The following is a 22391-nucleotide window of genomic DNA, read 5'->3' on the forward strand; positions in this document are numbered from 1 at the left end:
GGATTGCTGGCGAAATTTGAATACACTTAAATCAATTGACCAGCTATGTCAACAACACGTAAATTCAGTAAAATCACCGCAGTAGCCTTTGCATCGGCATTATTAGGCGGCACCACCTATGCGACTTATGAGCATTTCGGCAAGCCGGACACCATATCCACCTGGGTCAGCAATGCCACACCGTTCGTGAAACAGGCCAGATTGGACGACAAAACCAACGCGCCAGCTCCGATGATCCCGGCCGACTTCTCATTTGCCTCTAAAAAAGCAACCGGAGCAGTGGTCCATATAAAATCCACATTGAAACCCGAACGTACGGTCAGTCAGATGGAAATTCCGGACGCATTCCGTGACTTCTTCGGCGGCCGCGACCCGTTTGGCGGTCAACAAGGTGCCCCACAAGGCAAAATGGAAAAGCCCCAAGCCACCGGCTCGGGCGTCATCATCAATCCCGATGGATACATTGTCACCAACAATCACGTGATTCAAGGTACTGAATCCCTGGAAGTAACCCTGGCAGACAAGCACACGTACAAAGCCAAAGTCATCGGCAGCGACCCGAATACCGACATTGCGCTCATCAAGATCGAAGCCAAAAACCTGCCATCACTTTCTTTTGGCAACTCGGAGAACGTACAGGTGGGGCAATGGGTGCTTGCAGTTGGGAATCCCTATAACCTGACCTCTACCGTTACCGCCGGTATCGTGAGCGCAAAGGGACGCAGCATCAATATCCTTGGCGAAAATGCCAAAGCCCCGATCGAGTCATTTATCCAGACCGATGCCGCTGTAAACCCGGGCAACTCAGGCGGTGCGCTCGTGGACCTGAATGGCAATCTGATCGGCATCAATACCGCCATCGCCAGCCAGACCGGCTCTTTTGCGGGCTATTCCTTCGCAGTACCTTCCAGCATTGCCCATAAGGTCGTGGAAGATCTGTCCAAATTCGGGTCCGTCAAACGCGGTTACCTGGGAGTGGGCATCAGCGAAGTGGATGCGTCGAAAGTCAAATCCTTTGATCTGAAAGTCGACGAGGGGGTGCGGGTCGAAAACTTTGCAGATGAGAGCGCCGCCAAAGAAGCAGGAATTAAAGTCGGCGATGTAATCACCAAAATTGACGGTCATGACATCACCAGCGTACCGCAGCTCCAAGAAGCGATTGCGCAACATAAGCCATCCGACAAGGTAACCTTGAATGTGAATCGCGATGGTACTGAAAAAGCAATCTCGGTAACCCTGAAAGGTATTTCGGAAACTGCATTAAACAGTGAAAATAGCTCGGCGGTAATGGAACAGCTCGGTATTGAACTGAAAGACCTGACCCGTCAGCAAAAGCAGGAATACGGTATCGAGGCCGGTGCACAGGTCACCCAGATCAACCCTGGCAAGATCCGCCAGAACACCGATATGGAGGAAGGATTTGTGATCACCAGGATCGATAAGGCACCCGTTGCCAATGCCAGGGAAGCCGCCAAAGTGCTCCAAAGCAAAAAGGGCGGCGTCATGCTAGAAGGCATATACCCCGGCAACGACGAAATCCAATACTTCGCTATAGGTCTCTAGAAACCCAGGCTTCCAAGCCCGGCGCAAACAAATGAAAAAACAAATCATCTTGCTGGGACTGCTGACTGTGCTGAGCGCCACCGCGGCGCTCGCACAACGTTCCCAACAGTCGGTCAACACCGGCCAGGCACTTACTTACAACTGGATTGTCCCAGATATGAAAACCAACCAGAACCCGATGTACGCCAGCTCCTTCTCCCGTCACCGTATTCAAACGGCATTCGACAAGGCACTGGAAACCAGGGGGCTCACCAGGAATACTCAACACCCAGACCTTCTCTTGCAATTCCATACCTATACGCAGCGCGTGCGTAAGAATTACTACGGTGGCGGAGGTTACCCGATGATGATGGGCTGGGGCCGTTTTGGCTGGGGACTACCCTACGGCATGTACCCTTATTACGGCGCTTATCCCGGCTACGGAGGGTATCCCTATTCCAGTACCGGAACCGACGGAACGCTGATCCTCGACGTGATCGATACCAAAACCGGTAACATCATCTGGCAAAAAGCAATATCCGGTGATGTGACCAACCCAAACCGGCTCGACAAACGGATCGACAAGGGTGTCAGGAAGCTGATGAAAAACTTCCCGGCGCGTCAAAGCTAGCAGCGCGTCCCTCTCCGGAGAATTCAACCTCCTTACCTCCGAGTCTACAGTATTTCAACAGAATCGCCTGGTAACTTGGCATCATCAAAGGTTAAGTAATTCAAATTTTAATAGTTACGACCATGAAACCGCTTCATTTTTTTGCCACTATCCTGCTCTCCGCCGCCACCCTCAATGGTTACGGCCAGGACGATCAGATGGTTAGTAACGCGCAGCAAAACATTGTCACTGACCAAAGCCTTCTTAAAGTCATCGCTCCCTACAACGAAGACGTCCGCAACGATATCCTCGCCGCTACCCAATATCCCGATATGCTGACAAAACTCGCAGGCATCCGCGAACAAAGCAGCGCCGGATTTCAGCAGGTGATCCAGGGGTATCCGCAGAAAAAACAGGGCTGGTTTTACGAAATCACCCGTTATCCAGACCTGATGCACAAACTGGCAACCGCTCCGCGCAAAACACCGAAAGACCAGATCGAAGCGATGCTTCCTAACCAGACCCCTGAACTGAAAGAGGCTGCCTGGAAGCTTTACAACAATCACCATAGCGATCTGGTACAGGTCGACAACCTGAATGAACAAGCCGGTACCACATTCCGGCAAATGATCGCACCCCTCGACCCGGATGCACAGACAGCGTTTAAAACCCTGGAAGAAATGCCCGACGTGCTTTCCATTCTAAACGACCATTCGGACTTGACCGCCAGGCTGGGAGCGCGTTTTAAAAATGATCCCGGACAGGTCCGCGAAGAGCTGACTAATATCCATGACCAGCTGGAAGCCGAAAATAAAGAACAGCTAGCTTCCTATCAGGACGAGCTGAAACAAAACCCGCAAGCCATGCAGGAGCTTAGTCAGGCTTCGCAGGAGTATGCAACCCAGGGCGGATACAGCTATCCTGCGCCTGCCGGCGATAAGGTCGTCAATTACGGTAGCCCCTACTCCTACTGGTTCGGTTATCCTTCCTGGTACGGATCACCGATGTGGTATCCCGGCATGTACGGTTACGGTTCTGGCTTCTATTTTGGTTTAGGAGGTTATCCTGTGGTATATGCATTGCCATCACTGGGCTTTTCAAGATGGTTTTTCGGAGGGGCTTACCGGTATTATCCACACCTGTACCGCCAGTATGACCATTACTACAGGTACTCCGTGGCTCCCCGGCATTACGCCTACTCGCCACGAACCGCATTCATCGGCTCTGCTGCCCGACATTTTAATCCTTCGGTCAATGCGCGGGGTTATAACTGGAACAGAAGCGGTGCCGTACGCTCGTCAGAACGTTTTGCACCTTCCGGAGGCTATCGTCCGATGACTCGCAGCAACTCATTCCAGAGTGCACCATCGCGGTCATTCAGCGGCCGTTCCTTCAATGGGGGCGGGTTCAGCCGTGGCGGCTTCAGCGGAGGCGGATTCCGGGGTGGCCGACGCTAATATGCGCAGTTAACTTGAAGGTCACTCCTCAGACACCGGTTCTCAGTCCTCCGGCCCAGTCTTTACATCTGAATGTTAAGGACCGGCCGGAGGACTGAGAATAATATGTTCGAATGAGTTTTGCTTTTTACCGGAAAAGTAATTTGCTAGCTTCACAGCCGCGCTTTGTTTTCAAAACAAATAACCTTTTCCATGCATTTGACATTCAATGATCCGGGCACAGCAAAATACGCGACGGGCTGCCAGCTGGTTATGGCAGCCTTGCTTATTTTCTTGCTCGTATCCTGTAAAACCGCCCAACCTTCCGCTTCATTAAGTACAGAACTCGACGCCGTCTTTGCCCGGGCGAGGGATTTCAGTGGTGTCGTCCTGGTTGCGGAAAAAGGCAAACCTGTTTATGAACGGGCATTCGGTTTTCGCAATTTCGAAACCCGCGAACCGATGACAACGGCTGCCATCTTCGAACTGGCCTCGGTTTCCAAGCAGTTTACTGCCATGACCATCATGGTGCTCGCTGATGAAGGGAAATTAAAGTTTGATGACCCTATCAATCAATACATTCCCGGCCTGCCCTATACGGGTATTATCATCCGGCAATTATTGAACCACACCTCTGGTCTTCCCGATTATCAGGAGGTAATGGACAAATATTGGGACAAGACCAAAGTCGCCGGCAATGCGGACAACATTGCCTACCTGATTCAATACCATCCGCCGGTATTGTTTGAGCCGGGTGCAAAATACCAGTACAGCAACACGGGTTACATGCTGCTTGCAAGCATCACAGAAAAGGTTTCGGGCCAGGACTTCATCACATTCTGCCGCGAGCGTTTCTTCAAGCCTTACGGCATGAAAGACACGGACATCCGTAACCGTGAGGAGAAAAGCAAGCTTAAAAACCTGGCCACCGGCCATTTGTATGTAGCCGAAAAACAAAGATACATCCCGGCCGACTCATTCCCGCAGTTCAATTACGCTGTTTGGCTCGGTGACCGCAAAGGGCCGGGGCGCGTAAGTTCCACCACAGCCGATCTCCTGAAATGGGACCGCGCATTATACGGCGGCAAGCTTGTAAAACCGGAAACACTCCGACAGGCATTCTCTCCGGCCAGGCTCAATAACGGCACCCTTTCTCAATATGGATTCGGCTGGAAACTGGAAGAGCACCCGCAATTGGGGAAGGTGGTCAGGCATGATGGGGACAATCCCGGCTACAAGACAGAGTTTGTGCGGTACGTCGATGCGGACAAAACCATCCTGCTGCTCTGCAATAACAACGATGAAACCTTGGCGCAAATCATCAGGGAAATCGAAAAATCAATTCGAACTGACCGGGTTAAGCCAGGTCGGAAGTAAAACAATAAGTGCCTGGCCAGGTTACTCGTTGGCCAGGCACCTGCGCGCTATTTTTTTATCACTTTGTATCGTTTTACCTGAGTTTTACTATCCTCCACTTCTACGAAAAACTGCCCTGACGACAAATGGTCTAATTGTATTGTCCCGGAAGGATTGAAGTGGGTTGATTTGTAAACGACTTTGCCGGAGGTATCCAGAATCCGGACCTTTGCACCGGGAGCCAGCTCTTTTTTAAATGCAATTGCACTAATGGCCGGGTTAGGATAGACCGCATTTTCCTCGCCGTCCTCAATATGGACACTTACTATTTTAGAATAAGCAAACGTCTCGTCCAGGTCGACCATTTTTAACCGATAATAGTGGAGTCCGGGAGTGTCCGACATATGGGTAAAATCGTACTCGTGTAACTCCTTGCTTTCGCCGGATGATTCCACTCGCCCAACTTCCTTCCATGCTTTGGCATCCTGGCTATGCTCAATACCAAAATAGTCACTGTTAATTTCTTCCGAAGTGGCCCAGGTCAGATGACTTGCCTTCCCTTCTCTGCTTATCTCGAAGGTTTTCAACTTCACAGGCAAATTGGTTTCATTGAAAGTGGTCATATTGAGAAACGATGAAACAATATCGTTGCTAACAGTAACCCCTGGACCACTGCTATAAAACCTGTTGGCACCACCCGCTAAATCCACACCATCCACCTCAACCACCCAATTTTGGTTCGTCGGTATCATCGGATCCTCATATTGCATCCGCAGGGTGCCAAAGCCGTCCGGGTCTTCGTTGCTGCTAACTGCTAATGAAAAGCCGATCAGATCTATTTCCTCTCCCGGGTCCAGATCCACTGCTTTCGATCCTGTCCATGTCGTGGCTAAATAATGAGAAGCAAAACTCACAAAACTCGAACTACTGAAACTTCCGGTACCGGGCGTCGGAAGGGTAGAGATGCTGCCAAATGTCAAAGCGTCCCACGGCGTAGCAGTACCGATGTACATCCCAAGTGTAAACTGTACTTTTGTAACATTACCGGTCACTGTCGAAGTTGAATTGTTACGGATTCGCAGGATCACTTCTTTGGGATCAGATCCAAAAAGCAACGTTCCCTGAATGGTTTGCGCATTCAGTTGAAATGTCGCAGCTATCGACAGGAGCAGAGGCAAAAGTTTTGCCGTCTTCATAACTATCTATTTAGCGTAATATTAAAAGAGTGGTCAACAAATGATCAGAAATAAAGCGCCTGGCCAGGTTACTCGTTGACCAGGCACCTATACTCTATTTTTTTATCACTTTGTATCGCTTTAACTGGGTTTTACTATCCTCCACTTCTACGAAAAACTGTCCTGACGACAAATGGTCTAATTGTATTGTCCCGGAAGGATTGAAGTGGGTTGATTTGTAAACGACTTTGCCGGAGGTATCCAGAATCCGGACCTTTGCACCAGGAGCCAGCTCTTTTTTAAATGCAATTGCACTAATGGCCGGGTTAGGATAGACCGCATTTTCCCCGCCGTCCTCAATATGGACACTTACTATTTTAGAATAAGCAAACGTCTCGTCCAGGTCGACCATTTTTAACCGATAATAGTGGAGTCCGGGAGTGTCCGACATATGGGTAAAATCGTACTCGTGTAACTCCTTGCTTTCGCCAAAAGACTCTATCCGACCGATGCTAGCCCACTGTTTGGCATCCTGGCTATGCTCAATCATAAAATAGTCACTATTAACCTCTTCCGAAGTGGCCCATTTCAACTGGACGTTCATTCCCTCCCTGCTGGCTCGGAATGCTGCGAGTTTCACCGGCAAATTTGATGCGTTAAATGTGGTCAGTCTGACACTCGCAGAGCCTGGTGAATTACTGACTGTAACGGTAGGTCCGCTGCTATAAAATTTTGCATCACCATCTGCTGCCAGGTTTACGCCACCAAGCTCAACAACCCAGTCCCGACCGTCTACAAACATAGGGTCCGCGTAATACATCGCTAAGCTGCTAAAACCAGATGGGTCGTCCCACGACTGCACTTTCAATGAGAACCCGATGAAGTCCATTGCTTCCCCGGGATCAAGATCAATTGCCTTGGACCCTGTCCAGGTTGCCGCCAAATAATTGCTGCCAAAATTCATAAAACTAGAACTACTGAAAGCACCTGTGTTCGTCGGAAGCGTATAAACGTTCATGAAGGTCAAACCTTTTTCCGGTGTCTGGCTTCCAAAGTACATACTAAGCGTAAACTGTACTTTTGTAACATCACCCGTCACTGTTGAGGCTGAATTGTTACGGATTCGCAGGATCACTTCTTTGGGATCAGACCCAAAAAGCAACGTTCCCTGAATGGTTTGTGCATGCAATTGAAATGTCGCAACGATCGACAGGAGCAGAGGTAAAAGTTTCGTCGTCTTCATAAATGTCTGTTTAGCGTTAATTTAAAAGGTTCGTCAATAAATGATCGGAAATAATCCGTCCCCCAATACGATGGAACTCTTTCATTTCTTTAAAATAGGGTATTTCCTTAGATTGCCTTCACTATTCTCCAATTCAACATAAAACTTGCCGGATCCCAGATGACCAATTGATATTCCCGATTGATCGATCCGTGAAGACTCATATACAAGTTTACCGGATACATCATAAACTCTGGCTCTCACAACATGATCCAACCCGCTATTGGTGAGTTGAAATTTATTTAAAACAGGGTTAGGATAGACAGATTCCGTAGTAGTCCGCTCATTGAATTTCACATTCACAATCTGCGAATAGGCGTGTGTTTTATCTAAATCCATCATTTTCAGCCGGTAATAGCTCATGCCCGCTTGGCCCGGCGTATGGTTGAATGTATAGTCCCTCTGCTCGCGGCTTTCGCCGAATGATGCAACCCGGCCTACTTCCTTCCAGGTTTTGGCATCCAGGCTGTGCTCGATACCAAAATATTCGCTGTTGATTTCCTCGGACGTCGACCAGCTCAATTGTGATACACGCCCCTCCGATTTGGCTTCAAAGTTTTTAAGTTTGACCGGTAGGTTGGCTATTGTAAAATCGCTTAGTTTGGCGTAGGCGGTCCGTGAATCAATGAACGGTGGGTCAGCATACGTCGTAACAGAGGGGCCGGTGCTATAAAACAAATCCTGGTTGCCGGTGGTAAGATCAACGCCATCCACTTCAACCAGCCATTTCCTTTCCGGCATGTAAGTACTTCTTACACAATACAAAAGCAGGGAGTTAACATTATTCCAACTATCGGGGTAGCCTGCCGTCTCCACGCTTAGTGAAAAACCAAAAAGATCCATTGATTCTCCCGGATCAAGATCAATCGCCTTTGAACCTGTCCAGGTGGTTGTCAGATAATTCACCAACATGCTTGAAAAACTTGAATTACTAAAGGACCCGGTACTTGGGAGCGGGAGCGTATAAATATTCTGAAATCCAAAACCATTTGGTGTGGCCCATGAATTAAAATTTTTTAGCAGCGTAAACATTACTTTTGTCACATTGCCCGTAACCGGCGAACCGGAGTTGTTACGGATCGTCACAATGATCTCCTTTGGGTCAGAACCAAGCTTAATGCTTCCCTGGATCGCCTGTGCCTGACCCCTGAATGCCGTAAATGCCGTGTAGAACGAAAAAATAAGAAGAAGTAGAAGGTTTTTCATTTTCTTAGCAAGTCAAATGTTCAGAAAGGTTATGTGAATGTTTTCATGAAACAGGCGGAATATATTTAAGCATAAATTAACCTATAAAAAACTTTAATAACAAAATCATTTGTAACCAATAATTATTTCTTTTCAACCATGCAGATAAGCGATCTTAAAATTCTTTTCTTCGACATTGGCGGTGTTCTTTTGAGTAATGGATGGGGGCACGAATCCCGCACATTGGCAGCCGAAAAATTCGGCCTTAATTACAAGGAAATGGATCAGCTCCACAATTTTATATTCAATGTGTATGAAATAGGAAGCGTCAATCTGGACCAATATCTTGATACGGTCATATTCAATCACCCACGCGATTTTGTGCGCGAAGATTTCAAGGAATTCATGTATTCCCAATCGGTAGAGTTGCCGGGAATGCTGGCGTGGCTGAAAGAATGGAAAAAAGATTGCGGCTTCCGCATTATTTCCATCAATAATGAAGGAAAAGAGTTGAATGACTATCGCATTCAGAAATTCAAATTACACACTTGTTTCGACGCCTTCATTTCCTCCTGCGAAGTGAAGATGCGCAAGCCTGACCCACGGATTTTTGAACTGGCAATGGGCATTGCGCAGGCAACACCCAGCCAGTGCGTGTATTTCGACGATCGCATTATGTTTTCCAATATGGCCAAAACACTCGGACTCCGGGCTTACCAGCACACGACGTTCGAGTCTACAAAGGAGATTCTGGAACAGCTCAAACAAGAGCAGTTCGAGCGCTTCGGCCCCCCGCGCTGATCAGAAGGTCCGCTCGTCAGCAGAAGGCCCGTAAATAGATGGCACTGCGATGTCATTGAGACGCATATAGACGGTCAGCTGCCCACGATGATGCACCCAGTGATTGATCGTCGAGCCGACACCTTCAAGTCTGGGCTGGGTAAAAATCACCTGGCCCTGATTTTTGAGATAGAAAGGCGCGTCGAGGCTCTCGTCCGTGGCATTCTGCAAGGCTTTTTTGGCGCTGTTAAAATTTTCCTCAAAATGGGCCACCAATTCCTCGGCAGTCGCTGCCTCAAAACGCTTGTAAGTCGCCAGATCGAGCTCACCCACCTCAACCATTTGCGTGATCCAGAATGGAATCTCGGCAACCAGCAACGTGAGATACCCCATTTGCATCGACTTTGGGTGCGGCTTGTAGTCGTACAAAGCAACCGGAATACGTTCCAGGCATTTGCGCGTCGCTGTGTATTCGGCTTCCAATTCCTTCACATACGCGGCAGTCATTGTGTTATTGCTCATAGCGATCTGTTTGGTTTTCGTTGGCTACATTAAAAGAAGCTGTTTATCAAAAACAATGCCCATCATTTTTCAAAACCTGGATTGGAAAATATCCGCACTACCGAAAAAGATCCATGAAATACGACCTTCCATGGTTAAAGTCTGAATATAAAAAAGGTACTGCTGGGAAGCTCCTTTACTTCTGGGGTCACAGGCCCGGTCGTTCCGGTGAAATGACAAGCTCTTGCCTGAGCCAGTGGTGGCACGCCCCATTCCATATCGGCGGCGTCGAATACAAAACTGCCGAACACTGGATGATGGCCCAAAAGGCACTACTATTCGGAGCTGATGATGTTTTTCAAAAGATCATCAATTCCGATTCACCAGGCGAGGCGAAAGCGCTTGGACGCCTCGTGAAGAATTTTAATGAAACGACCTGGCTACATGCACGGCATGAAATCGTTCTGAGGGGTAATATTCAGAAGTTTCGCCAGCATACAGAACTGGCCGCATTTCTAATCGGGACAAAAGACCGGATACTCGTCGAGGCCAGTCCTGTTGATCCGGTTTGGGGAATCGGACTGGCGGCTGACGACCCAAAAGCAGCAAACCCCTTTCAATGGGATGGCCTCAATCTATTGGGCTTTGTACTGATGGAAACACGTGATACGCTCAAAATGGCACACTCATAATGGATCTCCTCACGTGATAAGTATCCTAACTTTCCTTGTTTGTTCTTTTACAGCGAAAAACGCTGATAGACATACGTCGTCCAGCGCATTAGATTTTGATCTGAAATATCTGTTTCAGACGGTAAGTATCGCAATGCTGGTACCGCCGATATGCCTGATTCCGGCGAACCGCGCGTCGCTTTGAAAAAGTTCGTTCAACGCCGTCCAGACACCCGGCCAGTTGGTGTAATCGTGCCAGATGATCAATCCTCCTTTGCGCATGATCGACATTACTTTTCCGCTGTCATTCAGGACATACTCATAGGCATGTGACCCGTCGATAAAGGCGACATCCACCGAGTTGCTGAAATCATCAAAGGGAAACGAGGCGGAATCTCCAAACACCTGCCGTATTTTGGAAGCGGCGGGATGGCCGATGAAACGTTCACCGGAAACCTCCTTCTTAACATATCTCACCTCCCCTTCCTCGATTTCCATCTGCGTGGATTCCAGTTCGTCTGCGGGGAGATCGAGCGTAATTATTTCGGTATCACTCCCGGTATTCAGCGCCATGTTCAAAGTCGTACGCCCCTGAAACGTCCCGATCTCAAAAATACGTTTCGGATTCCATTTTTTAACCAGGTTACTAATCACCTTGAGTTCGAACTCCGTGGTATGCCCGAATCCGCATTCGTAAACACCCTCGTAGGCGGCAGAGTCATTTCCAAAAAGCTCAAAAACATCGGTCTTGGGAATAATGAAAGGGTCTTCCGGTGTAAGGTCCCCGGCCTGGGGCTGACCACAGTAACTATTGTAGAGCTTTAACAATTCGTTCCGGGAATCCGGGTTCAGCATACCGAACGTAAGGGTGTACCCCACCCTTTTGACAACACCTGCATATAACCTGAGGTTATCGAACACTTTACTCATAGTTGTGTATGTATTAAATTGAAACGATTCAATGGAGATCCGGACGATTTCACGAAACTCAATGGCCGGAATTGAGTAGTAACCATTTCATTACTTAGCTGATTAACAATTAAATACATATTTCTCACAATTCAAAATTCATGCCACTGGTATTTATCCAGCGAAAAAACTGATTGTAAACCGGTAATTTTTCATGCCAAACACACCTGATATCCGTGGACTTTACCACCCCGTCCAGCCGACCGTCAAACAATCGGCCACGCACGTAACCTACCAGGAATTCCCACCTGACGCCGCTCTTCAGGGCAGTATTTATTGTTACTGGCAACTACAAACCACGGCTGTCCTCGACGAACCGTTCTTTTACCGGGTCGTCGCCGACGGCTGCATCGACATCTTTTTTGAACTCCATAACCCTGCGGAGAATTTCGTGATGGGATTTTGCAAAAAATACACAGAGTTCCCCCTCGATAACAGTTTCAATTATGTGGGTGTACGGTTTCTACCCACCATGTTTCCCCAACTCTTCAAAATCAATGCGTCGGAGCTCAGTAACCGGTTCGAAAACCTTGATGCAGTGCTCCCGGAGACTGCCCGTTACATTGCATCGCAGTTTGAAGGCCGCATGCTCATGTCAGAAATCAAACAGCGGTTTGACGACTATTTTCTGGATTTGCTGGGTAACATAGAATTCGACCATGATCCGCGGTTTTACCAGGCGCTTTCCATTATTCTTAAAAATTATGGTGTCCTGAATGTCGAAAAGGACCTGGATACCGGACTCAGTCCCCGACAGCTACGCAGGTTATTTGAATTTTACATTGGGGACTCGGCCAAGACATTCAGCCAGGTAGTACGTTTCCAGAACATCCTTCGGGCCAAACCTTCCGGGCAAAGTCTTCGGGAAAACAAACTGTTTTACGACACCGGCTACTACGACCAGGCGCATTTCATCAAAGAGTTCAAAAACTTCTACGGCGTCACGCCCGGCAAGGCCTTCGGGCGGTGATTTTGTCCGTTTTTTACAATCCTGCCTGAGCGGCATACCGGAAATTTGTATTGTTACATTCACCTCAAACGAACAGGCAATGAAACGTTACATCACGCTCTGGGCATTTGCTCTGCTCTCAGCCCAGGCATTTTCCCAGATCCATCCAACAACTCAAACCAAAAAGACCATGAAACTGAACGCAGGTATTATCACAGCCAAACTGGCCGAGACCAGGGATTTTTATACCCGTACATTAGGGTTTGGCGTCACTTTCGAAAATGAGTTCTACCTCCTGCTCCATACACCGGACCGCGGCGCCGAACTCAGCTTCCTCCTACCCGACCATCCTTCCCAGCAACCATTGTTTCACAAAGCGTTCCAGGGCCAGGGGATGTACCTCACCATTGAGGTCGAAGATGTGGACAAGCTTTACAGGGAATTGAAACAAAAAGGAGCCAAAATACAAATCGACCTCCGCGATGAGCCATGGGGAGACCGGCATTTCGCGATTGTCGATCCCAATGGTATTGGTATTGACCTCGTTAAATACACTCCGCAGCAGGGTAAATAGTCTATTATCCAGGCAGTACGACCTTTACATAGATCTCGTCGCACATGGAGTAAATTCGTCGTAAAGACTGTCGTGCCAAGTTGTTTATTTGCGATTCTGAAACAAACCTTCCCTATCGGTAGTTTAACTAAAAGAAATACGCAAATAATGAACGATCACATCACAAGAATTCAGCAAAACATTCAGCCGCTACGGCAACAGATTATCCACCACAAAGTTTATTCGGTGATCAGCGACATCGAGGACCTTAGAACTTTCATGAAATACCATGTTTATGCGGTCTGGGACTTTATGTCTCTTCTCAAATCACTGCAAACCAACCTCACCTGCACCTCCGTGCCCTGGTTTCCCTCCGGCGACGGCGAAACACGCCATCTGATCAACGAGATAGTGACCGGTGAAGAATCCGATGTCGATATGGACGGAAATGTCAAAAGCCATTTCGAACTGTACCTGGATGCGATGGAACAATGCGGTGCCGACACGGGAGAAATCACCCTTTTTGTCAAAACGCTTCGTCAAACCGGCAGCTTCGAGCGTGCATTCGCGCTCGCGGGAACGCCTGAAAAAGCCAGGAACTTTGTCGATTTTACATTCGATACGATCCGGACAGGCCAGGATCATACGCAGGCAGCCATATTTACGTTCGGGCGGGAGGATCTGATCCCCGGGATGTTTATGTCGATCATCGAAGACATTCACCAAAATTTCCCCGACAACATTTCGATTTTTAAATACTATCTTGAAAGGCATATCGAAGTGGACGGCGACCATCATAGTCACCTCGCCTTGCAAATGACAGCCAACCTGTGTGGCGACAGCGAAACACGCTGGCAGGAAGCAGAAGCCGCAACCATCGTATCGTTACAGAAACGGATTGCGCTCTGGGACGGAGTTTATGAGGAGATCACCACGTCAAAGGCCATTCATTAAGAAGACCCATTCAACCATGTCTATTACCAAAGAATACGAGTTACTCGGCATGCAGGCAGCCAGCCACGCGGTGGCGGGTACGCTTCGCGCCATGCGCGAACACGCAAGGCCCGGCATGACCGCTAAAGAACTGGACGATTTCGGCGGGGAAATGTTAAAAAGCCTGGGCGCCAAATCTGCGCCCAGGCTCACTTATGGCTTCCCCGGCTGGACCTGTATCAGCATCAACAACGAGGTAGCCCATGGCGTCCCTTCCGAGGATAAAATACTGAGGGAAGGCGATCTGATCAATATCGACGTTTCCGCGGAACTGAATGGCTTCTGGTCCGACAATGGAGGCTCCTTCGTACTGGGCGAGGATGTACATGGCCACACCAAGCTCATCGACGCTTCGAAGCGCATTCTGCGTAAAGCGCTGAGCCAGATCAAAGGTGGCGTGCGAATCGCCGATATCGGCAAGTTAATCGAAACGGAGGCGAAAAAGTCGGGGTATACCGTGATCAGAAACCTCACCGGCCACGGGATCGGCCGCAGCCTGCATGAAGAACCCCATGAAATTGCCAACTTTTACGATCGTTACAACACCACCCGTTTCAGAAAAAACAGTGTCGTAGCCGTCGAAACGTTCATTTCCACCGCATCCACCACTGCCAGCACCCAACGCGACGGCTGGACGCTCGTTGGCTCCCGCGGAGGTTACGTAGCGCAGCACGAGCACACCATCATCGTCACGGATGGCAAGCCGGTGATCCTGACCGAAATGAACGGGATCTTCGATTAGCTACGCCCAAAAACCCTGTACCTGGATACCCATCGGCGCATCCTCCCGTTTTTTGAGTTCTTTTCGTAAACGGATACACGTTGGAATGTGCCCTGAAATATAGACATTCGAATGGTCCAGTGCCTTGTCACTGGTCCATTTGAGTATCGAACTCAGCCCGCCGGAATCGGTTTTCTTCACCGGCTGAACGTCCCAGTTGAAATATTCCCTGAACTCCTCCCGGTGATTTTCGTTGGCGATGGTGATGGCTCCTTTGAGTTTGCGGTTTCCTGCCAGCTGCTGCAAAGCCAGGTAATGCCCGATGCTGCTCATGTCGCCCAGCGCTACCATCTCGCCTGCGGGCGTGGGTTTGTGCATCGTGGCGCCCACCCCTACATAGGTAATGCGGTCGCCTTCCCGCAGCGACCTGATCCATTGGGCACCGGGTCCGTCCTGTTCCGCATTGATGTACAATGTACAGGTTCTGATATCCTCGTCCCAACCGGCCGGGGTATAGTCCCGGTAAACACCGTAGTCAACTCTTACTTTGATATGCTGGACCCGCTTCCAGCCGCTCATATCCATTTCCGGGAAATGCACGTCCACTTCGAAAAAAGTGGCAGGTTCCCAGCTCCGGATGGCGAGCACGGTACCGGCTTTCCCAAGAGTCGTCTCAAATAAATGGATTGCCTTCTGTTTGATGATGTTCATTCTCCGTCCGATTGGTGTTGTATCCTGGCTGACGATCCAGCCGATTTTTTACTTTACAAAACAACCGATGCGAACGAAGAGAATAAAGGGAGCAAGAATGGTAAAGATTGGACTATTTGCGGTATTCTTCACGAAACTGTCCCGGTGAGCACCCGGTCGTTTTCCGGAAAATACGTGAGAAATAGGTGTGATCTTCATATCCAAGATCGAATGCAATCTCCTTTACATTCAAACCCGTGTAATACAACAGTCGCTTTGCCTCCATCATAACCTCATTATGAATCCAGTGGCTTACCGGCTGCCCGGTCGTGTCCTTCACTACCTCGTTGAGGTAAGATGGCGAAATGTTCAGCATGGCCGCGTATGCAGCAGGACTTTTCACGGTTCTAAAATTTTCTGCTAAAAATTTCCTGAATACCGTTGTGATCGCCGATGGTCTCGAAAAACCGGTGTTCTGGCAAATATCCCGCTCGAAATGCGACACAAACAATCCGAGGCATACTTTCAGCATCGATTGAAGGACAGGCTGCTTATAAATGTCCGGCGAGCGGTAAAATTCCCGCATCATTTCCAGACTCTGTCCCAGCATCGCCGACTGTTCCTGCGAAAGAGGCACTGGCGCGGCATGCTGCGCATATTGGTCGACTACCTGCCTGTGGTGGTCATCCAGCAATGCCATTTCGACGCCCAGAAACCAGCCGGTTGCTTCACGGACCGCTACGGGCTCGTGGACCTGGCCGGGCAGTATACAAAACACACCGCAGCCCCGCAACGTGACCTCCCGGAAATCCAACATCATGGTACTTACCCCCATGTTCTGAAATAAGAAATTGGCATGATTGTCCCGGTGAGCACCCAACTGCATCGCATCCACCGGGTCACCGGGGCCAATGCGGTGGATCGACAAACCCAGGCGCGAATCATTGCCGAGGTGATGCAGCGGAATATTGCTTCTGCTCATAGCGGGGCGCAAATAAAATGGTACGATCGAGCAGGTCGGTAGCCTGCAGTACTTTATTTTTCAGGAAATAGGGATAACCAGGATTGTCCTTCAAAAACTGCCGGGCGATGTCCGTTGCCTCCCGGGACGAATGACCGGCAAAAGTGTTGTGCATCCAGCGCGTGGGAAAAAAAATGTCGCCGGTGAGCTGAATTTCCTGCAACAGGTCCAATGAAGGACGCAGATATTTTTCAGCACTTTTAGCTCGTAAAGGATGGTGCAAATAGGCCAGTGCATCCAAAACCCAGGCCTCCTTTTCGCGGTTTTGCTCCTTTTTTAATGATTCAAAAAAAGCGTCCCGTTTGGCCTCGTCCTGGCTCAGTGCGGGAATGACAAACTGCATCCGTGTTTTCCGGTCAGGGTTAATTGTTTTTTCAAACTGCTTTTGGAGAATCGCGTCGATGTTGCCATTGCCTTTCAATGCAAGTTCGTAAGCGAGGGAAATCTTGTCGTCTTCGGACAGCACCAGGTCCTTCACTTTCAATGATTCATCCCAGAGCGACTCCATTTTCTTCCAGCCGTCGCCGGTCAATGCGATATTTTTAAATGATTTGAAATAAGAGGTTTTGATGCCCTTGTCCTTTGTATTCAGCAGCAAATCCCAGAGTATCCCCTCGGCACGCTTCTGATACTGTTCTCGCTGAGACGCGTTCAGAAATGTCCACCAGGTGGTTTGAAGGTTTCCGAGCAGATAATCGACCAGCAGCGGATTCTGTTCCTTCGGTAATGTAGCGAGGATGCTTTGTATCAATGCTTCCGGCGCAGGCCCATCGCCACGGAGCATTCCTTCCCAGATATTCACCAGCATGGCACCCCGAAAAACCGGATCTGAAAAGATCGTATCCTGCCCGTCGTAATTCTTGAAGAAATAAGCTTTGCTGGCGGTATCCATTTTAAAATATCCGTAAGCTGTGCCATCACTATTGGGAAACACATGAGCTGCTCCTCCTTTTCCAATCGTCCCGACTACCAGTGACTGTTCCCAGATACGGCCCGAAACCGAGTCTTTTACCTGAACTTGTTTCGGCCAGTGATCCCGGTCCACGGTATACTCAGGCATTCCGGGTGTTTTCACCCATACATTGCTCCATTCAGCGATATCCTGGGTCGTACGTTGATCGATGATACCAATGAGATCGTCCCATCGCGCATTACGGAATGCGAAGGTTTTCAGATATGCACGCAAGCTCTCCCGCATCAACGTTTCACCGATCTTTCGTTCCAGTTGCCGCATCACGACCGGTGCTTTCATATAGATGATAGCTCCGTACAGCGTTCCGGCATTTTTAAGATTGCCGAGCTCCTGTAATATTGGATTTGTGCCCGCTGTGCGGTCTACGTCGTAGGCATTGGGATAATGCGCCAGCAGGAATCTGAGGTCATGGTTAATCTCCGGAAAGCTCGGGTGTACAATCTTGGCAGCCATAAAATTGGCAAAAACCTCTTTAAGCCACACATCGTTGAACCAGTCCATCGTCACCAGGTCACCGAACCACATGTGCGCCGACTCGTGCGCAATCACACTGGCGCGGGCCATCTGGCGGTTAACCGATGCGTTTTCGTCCAGGAAGAGCGCCGACTCATTGTAAAAGACCGAGCCAGGATGTTCCATTCCGCCATATTGAAAAGAAGGCAGCAACACGAAATCGAACTTTCCGAACGGATATTGGATGCCGGTATAATTTTCCAGCCAGTCCAGCGCTTTGGCGTGGAGCTGAAAAACCTCCCCGCTGTTTCGTTGTACTTTCGCAGTGTCGGTTTCCCGGTAATACATCGTCATTTCCCGGCCATCGATGGTTTTAGTATTCTTAAAGAACTTACCGGCCGCAAATGCGAACAGGTACGAACTAATGGGTTTGGTCTCATTAAACCTGTAAATACCTTTTCCGTTTTCGACGGTTCTGGATTGCAAGCTTCCGTTCGACACCGCCTCCCAGTTTACAGGCGTTTTCAGGGTAAGGCGGTAGGTCGCTTTCAGGTTGGGCTGGTCGAAAAGCGGGAAGCAGGTTGATGCCCTGTCCGGTACGAACAACGTGTAAAGGTAATCGTCGCTCCGGTTCAGCGATAAATCACCGGCGATAAAATCGACAGATATCCGGTTCTCTCCTTTGGACAAATACCTGGATTCCAATACAATATGCTCATTCACAAACCGGTACTCAACCGATTTCCCCTCGATTTGCACCCCCAGTAACCGCGTGCTGTCCACATTAAAATCCAGCACCAGGGCGGAGTCCAATGCACTCAAGCGGAATGTGATCGTTTCCTTTCCCCTGATTTTCTCCGTTTTTGAGGATGGGATTTCAAATTCGATAGCATACCGGACACTATCGATACACTGTTTCCTGTGCTGGTTAAGCGCAAATGAGACGCCTTTTTCGGGGATATTCTGCTCCTTTTTCGAACAGGCGAATGCGATTAGTAAAATCGCCAAAAGTGACAGCAAAGCGTATGATCGGATCATAAAATAAGGAATGTGTCCAAAAATAGCACTTCCTCTCCAATACCGGTCAAACCGGATGAAGAGAATCTGATCAGGTCGAAACGCAACATTTTCCTATATTGTCTGGAAAAAGCCGAAGCATAATTGCTTTTCCTATGAAACTTGTTTACAGATTTTTTCTCCTGACCAGCTTTTTCGGTATTCAAGACCTTTTCGCTCAATCCCTCGCCCCCCTTACCATCGAAAAGATTATGAGGGATCCTAAAAAATGGATCGGCACTTCGCCTACGGACATTACCTGGTCCGACGATTCCAAATCGGTGTATTTCAATTGGAACCCGGACAAGAACCCCTCCGATTCGCTCTACACTTATTCTCTCGCTTCCAAAAAGATTTCTAAAGTCGCTCCGGCTGACCGGAGAAAACTACCGGGCCGCAACGGTGTTTACAATCGGGCGCACTCGCTCCGGCTGTACGAGAAAAATGGCGATATTTTCATCATCAATTACAAGGATTTCGCTATCAGGCAATTGACAAACACCGTCGAGCGTGAAACGAATCCGGCATTCAGCAGGGACGAACATGCTGTCATCTTCGAAAAAGGCAATAATCTATTCATGGTCTCGCTCACATCTGGCATGATCAGTCAGCTCACCGACTTCAAAACAGGAAACAAAAAGCAGGAAGCAAAGCCCGGCGAGCAGGAAAAATTCCTGAAAGACGACCAGTTAGGCATGTTCGAAGTGCTCAAAGAGCGGAAAGACAAGAAAGATGCCGGAAAAAAGATAACGGAAGCTGAAAAACCGTCCCACCCGAAGGAAATATACCTGGGTGACAAAAACGTTTCCAATGCGCAGGTAAGCCCTGATGGCCGTTACGTCACCTACCGGCTTACCCTAACGGACAAAACCGCGAAACCGACGATCGTCCCGAACTATGTTACCGAGTCGGGATTTACGGAAGACATTCCCGCCCGAACCAAAGTAGGTGCGCCCGATTCCGAAAGCGAGTTCTGGGTTTACGATGTGCAAAAAGACACTACCCGCAAAATGGCCACCGCAGATATTCCGGGTATCCACGACAAGCCCGACTATCTCAAAGATTACCCGAAACTCGATTCAGCCTCGAAGAACAAGAAGCGTAAAGTGGTTGTCCACGGGCCATTCTGGTCGGACAACGGGCAGAGAGCGGTGGTAGTCGTTCGTTCCCTCGATAGTAAGGATCGCTGGATCATGTCTTTCGATCCAGCCACGCTCGCCATTAAGCTGCTCGACCGGCAGCGCGACGAAGCGTGGATCGGCGGGCCCGGGATCGGGGGATATCCGCAGACAGCCGGTGAAATCGGCTGGCTTGACGACCAAACCATCTATTTCCAGAGCGAGGCCACCGGTTATTCGCATTTGTATACGGTAAACCTTGCCACCGGTAAAAAAACAGCATTAACAACCGGACATTTCGAGGTACAGAATGTGACCCTTTCGAAAGATAAAAAGACCTTTTACCTCATTACCAACGAAGTACACCCGGGTGAGCAGCACGTGTACCGCATGCCCGCAACGGGCGGCACGCGCAGCCGCATGACCACGTCGACGGGTGCACACGAGATGACATTGTCGCCCGACGAGCGTAAACTGGCGATCCGCTTTTCGGCCAGTAATGCCCCCTGGGAGCTCTACCTAACCGAAAATCCTGCACAAGGAAGCAAAACAGGCTCATTAACCCGGATCACGCATTCGACATCGACTGAATTCCACTCCTACCCCTGGCGCGAAGCAAAAGTAGTCACGGTGAAAGCAACTGACGGCCAGAATATCTACGCGAGGGTCTACGAACCTCAGAAATCCAACGGCAAGGCGGTCATTTTTGTACATGGGGCGGGGTACCTCCAGAACGCACACAAATGGTGGAGTCAGTACTTCCGGGAATACATGTTCCATAACCTGCTCACCGACAAAGGTTACACCGTGCTGGATATGGACTACCGGGCCAGTTCCGGGTATGGCCGCGACTGGCGGACCGGCATTTACCGGTTTATGGGCGGCAAAGATCTGACGGACCACACCGACGGCGCACAATGGCTGGTTAAGAATTACGGGATCAATCCCAAAAAGATCGGCATTTACGGCGGATCCTATGGCGGGTTCATCACATTGATGGCCCTGTTTACAACGCCCGATGTATTTACGGCAGGCGCCGCATTACGCCCGGTAACCGATTGGGCAGCATATAACGAGGGCTACACGGCCAACATCCTCAACGAACCGCAATCGGATAGCCTCGCCTACCGCAAAAGCTCCCCCATTTACCATGCCGCCGGGCTGAAAAACAATTTGCTGATCTGCCATGGCATGGTGGACGTCAACGTGCATTATCAGGATGTGGTCCGCCTCTCACAGCGGCTGATCGAGCTGGGTAAGAATAACTGGGAACTGGCATCGTACCCGATGGAAGATCACGGCTTCGTAGAAGCATCATCCTGGACCGATGAGTACAAGCGTATCTTAAAGCTTTTTGAAGAGAAATTATAGTTTTCACCACTAAACGGATTTAAGAAAAGTATTAACCTTTTCAAATGAATAAAAAGTAATTTTCAAAAAGACACCTTTGGACCGATAAAAACTTAGCACCGGTGAGTAATTCCCAAAAACCCTGCCCTTATATCCCTTGCCGGCGCTCGCAGGCGGGCAGATCGAAGTAAACAAACAGCATATGAACCGAAATTTCACAAAACTCAAAACCTTAATACTCGGACAGGCATTGGCTGCCATGGCCTTTACGAACCTTGCACACGCTCAGGTAGGCGTGGGTGTAAAAGCTCCGAAAGGTGCAGAAGTATACCTCGACGGTAGCCGTAAAATGCTGGACGAGAAGTGGATCTACTGGGAAGGCCCACGGTTTAAAGCAAAACCTCCTATCAAGTGGACTGTTGTAAACGACCCCGTCGACAAGGGCACCGTCATCAATTGCAACGATGCAGCCTCCGCGGGGGGCCTTTACGGCGCTGCGGACATTGTTACCAAAAAGCAGTTCAGGGATTTTCGTGCACACGTTGAATTCCTGATCACCAAACCGGGCGGTAACAGCGGCGTGTATCTGCAAAACCGCTATGAAATCCAGGTGCTGGACGGCGACACTACGTCCCATGGCATGGCGGCGGTGATCAACGAATCGAAATCGCCCTACCACGCCTACAATGGTATCGGGAAATGGAATTCTTATGACATTCTTTTCCGGGCGGCGCGGTTCAAGAACGGCAAGCTGGTCGAAAAACCCATGGTAACCTTGTATTTCAATGGTAAAAAAGTCCATTCGAACCAGCAGATCAGCCAGGTCTGGGGTGGTCCCAATTCGGGTATCGACGGAGGCAATGATGGTGGCAAAGGCATTACCGATACGCCCGGAGGTTTAAAATTGCAATCCGAGGGGCATGATGTTTACTACCGCAACATCTGGATTAAAGAAATGGAACTCGACAAGCCGGATACGGATTTTTAAAGCAAATAGTTGAAATTGC

General features: G+C 49.3%; 20 protein-coding genes. 12 read left to right on the top strand and 8 right to left on the bottom strand.

All coding sequences use genetic code 11. The annotated features are described in order from the left end of the window. Nucleotides 1-45 precede the first annotated feature (45 nt). The 4 genes from BP71_RS08375 to BP71_RS08390 all read left to right on the top strand — a co-directional run bounded on the left by BP71_RS08375 (nt 46) and on the right by BP71_RS08390 (nt 4965). Nucleotides 46-1563 carry a Do family serine endopeptidase gene (locus BP71_RS08375; RefSeq protein ID WP_496378109.1) on the top strand — a complete coding sequence of 506 codons (1518 nt, stop codon included), beginning with the start codon at nt 46-48 and terminating at the stop codon, nt 1561-1563. Between the two features lie 31 nt (nt 1564-1594). After that, on the top strand, nt 1595-2173 hold the full coding sequence (locus tag BP71_RS08380) for a DUF4136 domain-containing protein (protein ID WP_496378110.1): 579 nt from the start codon (nt 1595-1597) through the stop codon (nt 2171-2173). A gap of 122 nt (nt 2174-2295) precedes the next feature. After that, complete coding sequence (locus tag BP71_RS08385) at nt 2296-3609, top strand: hypothetical protein (RefSeq protein ID WP_496378111.1); 1314 nt, start codon at nt 2296-2298, stop codon at nt 3607-3609. Between the two features lie 192 nt (nt 3610-3801). Beyond that, nucleotides 3802-4965, top strand: coding sequence for a serine hydrolase domain-containing protein (locus BP71_RS08390; RefSeq protein WP_496378112.1), 1164 nt, complete (start codon nt 3802-3804; stop codon nt 4963-4965). Nucleotides 4966-5012: 47 nt separating this feature from the next. On the opposite strand, the gene BP71_RS08395 is transcribed toward BP71_RS08390, so the two are convergent. The 3 genes from BP71_RS08395 to BP71_RS08405 all read right to left on the bottom strand — a co-directional run bounded on the left by BP71_RS08395 (nt 5013) and on the right by BP71_RS08405 (nt 8607). Then, nucleotides 5013-6140 carry a T9SS type A sorting domain-containing protein gene (locus tag BP71_RS08395; protein ID WP_496378113.1) on the bottom strand — a complete coding sequence of 376 codons (1128 nt, stop codon included), beginning with the start codon at nt 6138-6140 and terminating at the stop codon, nt 5013-5015. Between the two features lie 94 nt (nt 6141-6234). Next, a complete protein-coding gene (locus BP71_RS08400; RefSeq protein ID WP_496378114.1) occupies nt 6235-7362 on the bottom strand; it encodes a T9SS type A sorting domain-containing protein in 1128 nt (375 codons plus the stop codon). An 81-nt stretch (nt 7363-7443) separates the two neighbouring features. Next, nucleotides 7444-8607, bottom strand: a complete 1164-nt coding sequence (locus BP71_RS08405) for a T9SS type A sorting domain-containing protein (protein ID WP_496378115.1) — start codon at nt 8605-8607, stop codon at nt 7444-7446. A 138-nt stretch (nt 8608-8745) separates the two neighbouring features. On the opposite strand from BP71_RS08405, the gene BP71_RS08410 reads away from it, so the two are divergent. Further along, the gene (locus tag BP71_RS08410; RefSeq protein ID WP_496378116.1) at nt 8746-9387 is read left to right on the top strand and encodes an HAD family hydrolase; all 642 of its coding nucleotides are present in this window, start codon (nt 8746-8748) and stop codon (nt 9385-9387) included. Here BP71_RS08410 and BP71_RS08415 read toward each other — a convergent pair whose 3' ends face one another. Further along, complete coding sequence (locus BP71_RS08415; protein ID WP_496378117.1) at nt 9388-9888, bottom strand: DinB family protein; 501 nt, start codon at nt 9886-9888, stop codon at nt 9388-9390. It abuts the gene before it with no gap. Between the two features lie 113 nt (nt 9889-10001). Between BP71_RS08415 and ybiA the strand changes: the two genes are divergently transcribed. Continuing rightward, on the top strand, nt 10002-10559 hold the full coding sequence (ybiA, locus tag BP71_RS08420; protein WP_496378118.1) for a riboflavin biosynthesis intermediates N-glycosidase: 558 nt from the start codon (nt 10002-10004) through the stop codon (nt 10557-10559). A gap of 114 nt (nt 10560-10673) precedes the next feature. On the opposite strand, the gene BP71_RS08425 is transcribed toward ybiA, so the two are convergent. Then, entirely contained in the window at nt 10674-11468 is a 795-nt protein-coding gene (locus BP71_RS08425; protein WP_496378119.1) for a class I SAM-dependent methyltransferase, read from the bottom strand. Nucleotides 11469-11661: 193 nt separating this feature from the next. Here BP71_RS08425 and BP71_RS08430 point away from each other — a divergent pair, with 193 nt between their 5' ends. The 4 genes from BP71_RS08430 to map all read left to right on the top strand — a co-directional run bounded on the left by BP71_RS08430 (nt 11662) and on the right by map (nt 14744). After that, on the top strand, nt 11662-12477 hold the full coding sequence (locus BP71_RS08430) for an AraC family transcriptional regulator (RefSeq protein ID WP_496378120.1): 816 nt from the start codon (nt 11662-11664) through the stop codon (nt 12475-12477). A 79-nt stretch (nt 12478-12556) separates the two neighbouring features. Continuing rightward, the gene (locus BP71_RS08435; RefSeq protein ID WP_496378121.1) at nt 12557-13030 is read left to right on the top strand and encodes a VOC family protein; all 474 of its coding nucleotides are present in this window, start codon (nt 12557-12559) and stop codon (nt 13028-13030) included. Nucleotides 13031-13177: 147 nt separating this feature from the next. Continuing rightward, nucleotides 13178-13963 (top strand): DUF3050 domain-containing protein, encoded by a 786-nt coding sequence (locus BP71_RS08440; RefSeq protein ID WP_496378122.1) that lies wholly within the window; start codon nt 13178-13180, stop codon nt 13961-13963. Between the two features lie 16 nt (nt 13964-13979). Further along, nucleotides 13980-14744 carry a type I methionyl aminopeptidase gene (gene map / locus BP71_RS08445; RefSeq protein ID WP_496378123.1) on the top strand — a complete coding sequence of 255 codons (765 nt, stop codon included), beginning with the start codon at nt 13980-13982 and terminating at the stop codon, nt 14742-14744. On the opposite strand, the gene BP71_RS08450 is transcribed toward map, so the two are convergent. The 3 genes from BP71_RS08450 to BP71_RS08460 form a co-directional block, all read right to left on the bottom strand. Beyond that, nucleotides 14745-15434 (bottom strand): SIP domain-containing protein, encoded by a 690-nt coding sequence (locus tag BP71_RS08450; RefSeq protein WP_496378124.1) that lies wholly within the window; start codon nt 15432-15434, stop codon nt 14745-14747. A 112-nt stretch (nt 15435-15546) separates the two neighbouring features. Next, a complete protein-coding gene (locus BP71_RS08455; RefSeq protein WP_496378125.1) occupies nt 15547-16395 on the bottom strand; it encodes an AraC family transcriptional regulator in 849 nt (282 codons plus the stop codon). Further along, complete coding sequence (locus BP71_RS08460; RefSeq protein WP_496378126.1) at nt 16355-18898, bottom strand: M1 family metallopeptidase; 2544 nt, start codon at nt 18896-18898, stop codon at nt 16355-16357. The genes BP71_RS08455 and BP71_RS08460 overlap by 41 nt, the downstream gene beginning before the upstream one ends. Nucleotides 18899-19032: 134 nt before the next feature. Between BP71_RS08460 and BP71_RS08465 the strand changes: the two genes are divergently transcribed. Together BP71_RS08465 and BP71_RS08470 are read left to right on the top strand one after the other, a co-directional pair. Then, nucleotides 19033-21405, top strand: coding sequence for a S9 family peptidase (locus BP71_RS08465; protein ID WP_496378127.1), 2373 nt, complete (start codon nt 19033-19035; stop codon nt 21403-21405). Nucleotides 21406-21586: 181 nt separating this feature from the next. Beyond that, nucleotides 21587-22372: a 3-keto-disaccharide hydrolase gene (locus BP71_RS08470; protein ID WP_496378128.1), complete on the top strand. Its 786-nt coding sequence runs from the start codon at nt 21587-21589 to the stop codon at nt 22370-22372. Nucleotides 22373-22391: the final 19 nt, after the last annotated feature.

It is taken from the genome of Dyadobacter ginsengisoli DSM 21015 (assembly GCF_059568735.1).

Excerpts from the sequence above, each read along its gene's own strand:
- BP71_RS08375 (WP_496378109.1), top strand. The coding sequence starts at position 46 with ATGTCAACAACACGTAAATTCAGTAAAATCACCGCAGTAGCCTTTGCA.
- BP71_RS08380 (WP_496378110.1), top strand. The coding sequence starts at position 1,595 with ATGAAAAAACAAATCATCTTGCTGGGACTGCTGACTGTGCTGAGCGCC.
- BP71_RS08385 (WP_496378111.1), top strand. The coding sequence starts at position 2,296 with ATGAAACCGCTTCATTTTTTTGCCACTATCCTGCTCTCCGCCGCCACC.
- BP71_RS08390 (WP_496378112.1), top strand. The coding sequence starts at position 3,802 with ATGCATTTGACATTCAATGATCCGGGCACAGCAAAATACGCGACGGGC.
- BP71_RS08395 (WP_496378113.1), bottom strand. The coding sequence starts at position 6,140 with ATGAAGACGGCAAAACTTTTGCCTCTGCTCCTGTCGATAGCTGCGACA.
- BP71_RS08400 (WP_496378114.1), bottom strand. The coding sequence starts at position 7,362 with ATGAAGACGACGAAACTTTTACCTCTGCTCCTGTCGATCGTTGCGACA.
- BP71_RS08405 (WP_496378115.1), bottom strand. The coding sequence starts at position 8,607 with ATGAAAAACCTTCTACTTCTTCTTATTTTTTCGTTCTACACGGCATTT.
- BP71_RS08410 (WP_496378116.1), top strand. The coding sequence starts at position 8,746 with ATGCAGATAAGCGATCTTAAAATTCTTTTCTTCGACATTGGCGGTGTT.
- BP71_RS08415 (WP_496378117.1), bottom strand. The coding sequence starts at position 9,888 with ATGAGCAATAACACAATGACTGCCGCGTATGTGAAGGAATTGGAAGCC.
- ybiA (WP_496378118.1), top strand. The coding sequence starts at position 10,002 with ATGAAATACGACCTTCCATGGTTAAAGTCTGAATATAAAAAAGGTACT.
- BP71_RS08425 (WP_496378119.1), bottom strand. The coding sequence starts at position 11,468 with ATGAGTAAAGTGTTCGATAACCTCAGGTTATATGCAGGTGTTGTCAAA.
- BP71_RS08430 (WP_496378120.1), top strand. The coding sequence starts at position 11,662 with ATGCCAAACACACCTGATATCCGTGGACTTTACCACCCCGTCCAGCCG.
- BP71_RS08435 (WP_496378121.1), top strand. The coding sequence starts at position 12,557 with ATGAAACGTTACATCACGCTCTGGGCATTTGCTCTGCTCTCAGCCCAG.
- BP71_RS08440 (WP_496378122.1), top strand. The coding sequence starts at position 13,178 with ATGAACGATCACATCACAAGAATTCAGCAAAACATTCAGCCGCTACGG.
- map (WP_496378123.1), top strand. The coding sequence starts at position 13,980 with ATGTCTATTACCAAAGAATACGAGTTACTCGGCATGCAGGCAGCCAGC.
- BP71_RS08450 (WP_496378124.1), bottom strand. The coding sequence starts at position 15,434 with ATGAACATCATCAAACAGAAGGCAATCCATTTATTTGAGACGACTCTT.
- BP71_RS08455 (WP_496378125.1), bottom strand. The coding sequence starts at position 16,395 with ATGAGCAGAAGCAATATTCCGCTGCATCACCTCGGCAATGATTCGCGC.
- BP71_RS08460 (WP_496378126.1), bottom strand. The coding sequence starts at position 18,898 with ATGATCCGATCATACGCTTTGCTGTCACTTTTGGCGATTTTACTAATC.
- BP71_RS08465 (WP_496378127.1), top strand. The coding sequence starts at position 19,033 with ATGAAACTTGTTTACAGATTTTTTCTCCTGACCAGCTTTTTCGGTATT.
- BP71_RS08470 (WP_496378128.1), top strand. The coding sequence starts at position 21,587 with ATGAACCGAAATTTCACAAAACTCAAAACCTTAATACTCGGACAGGCA.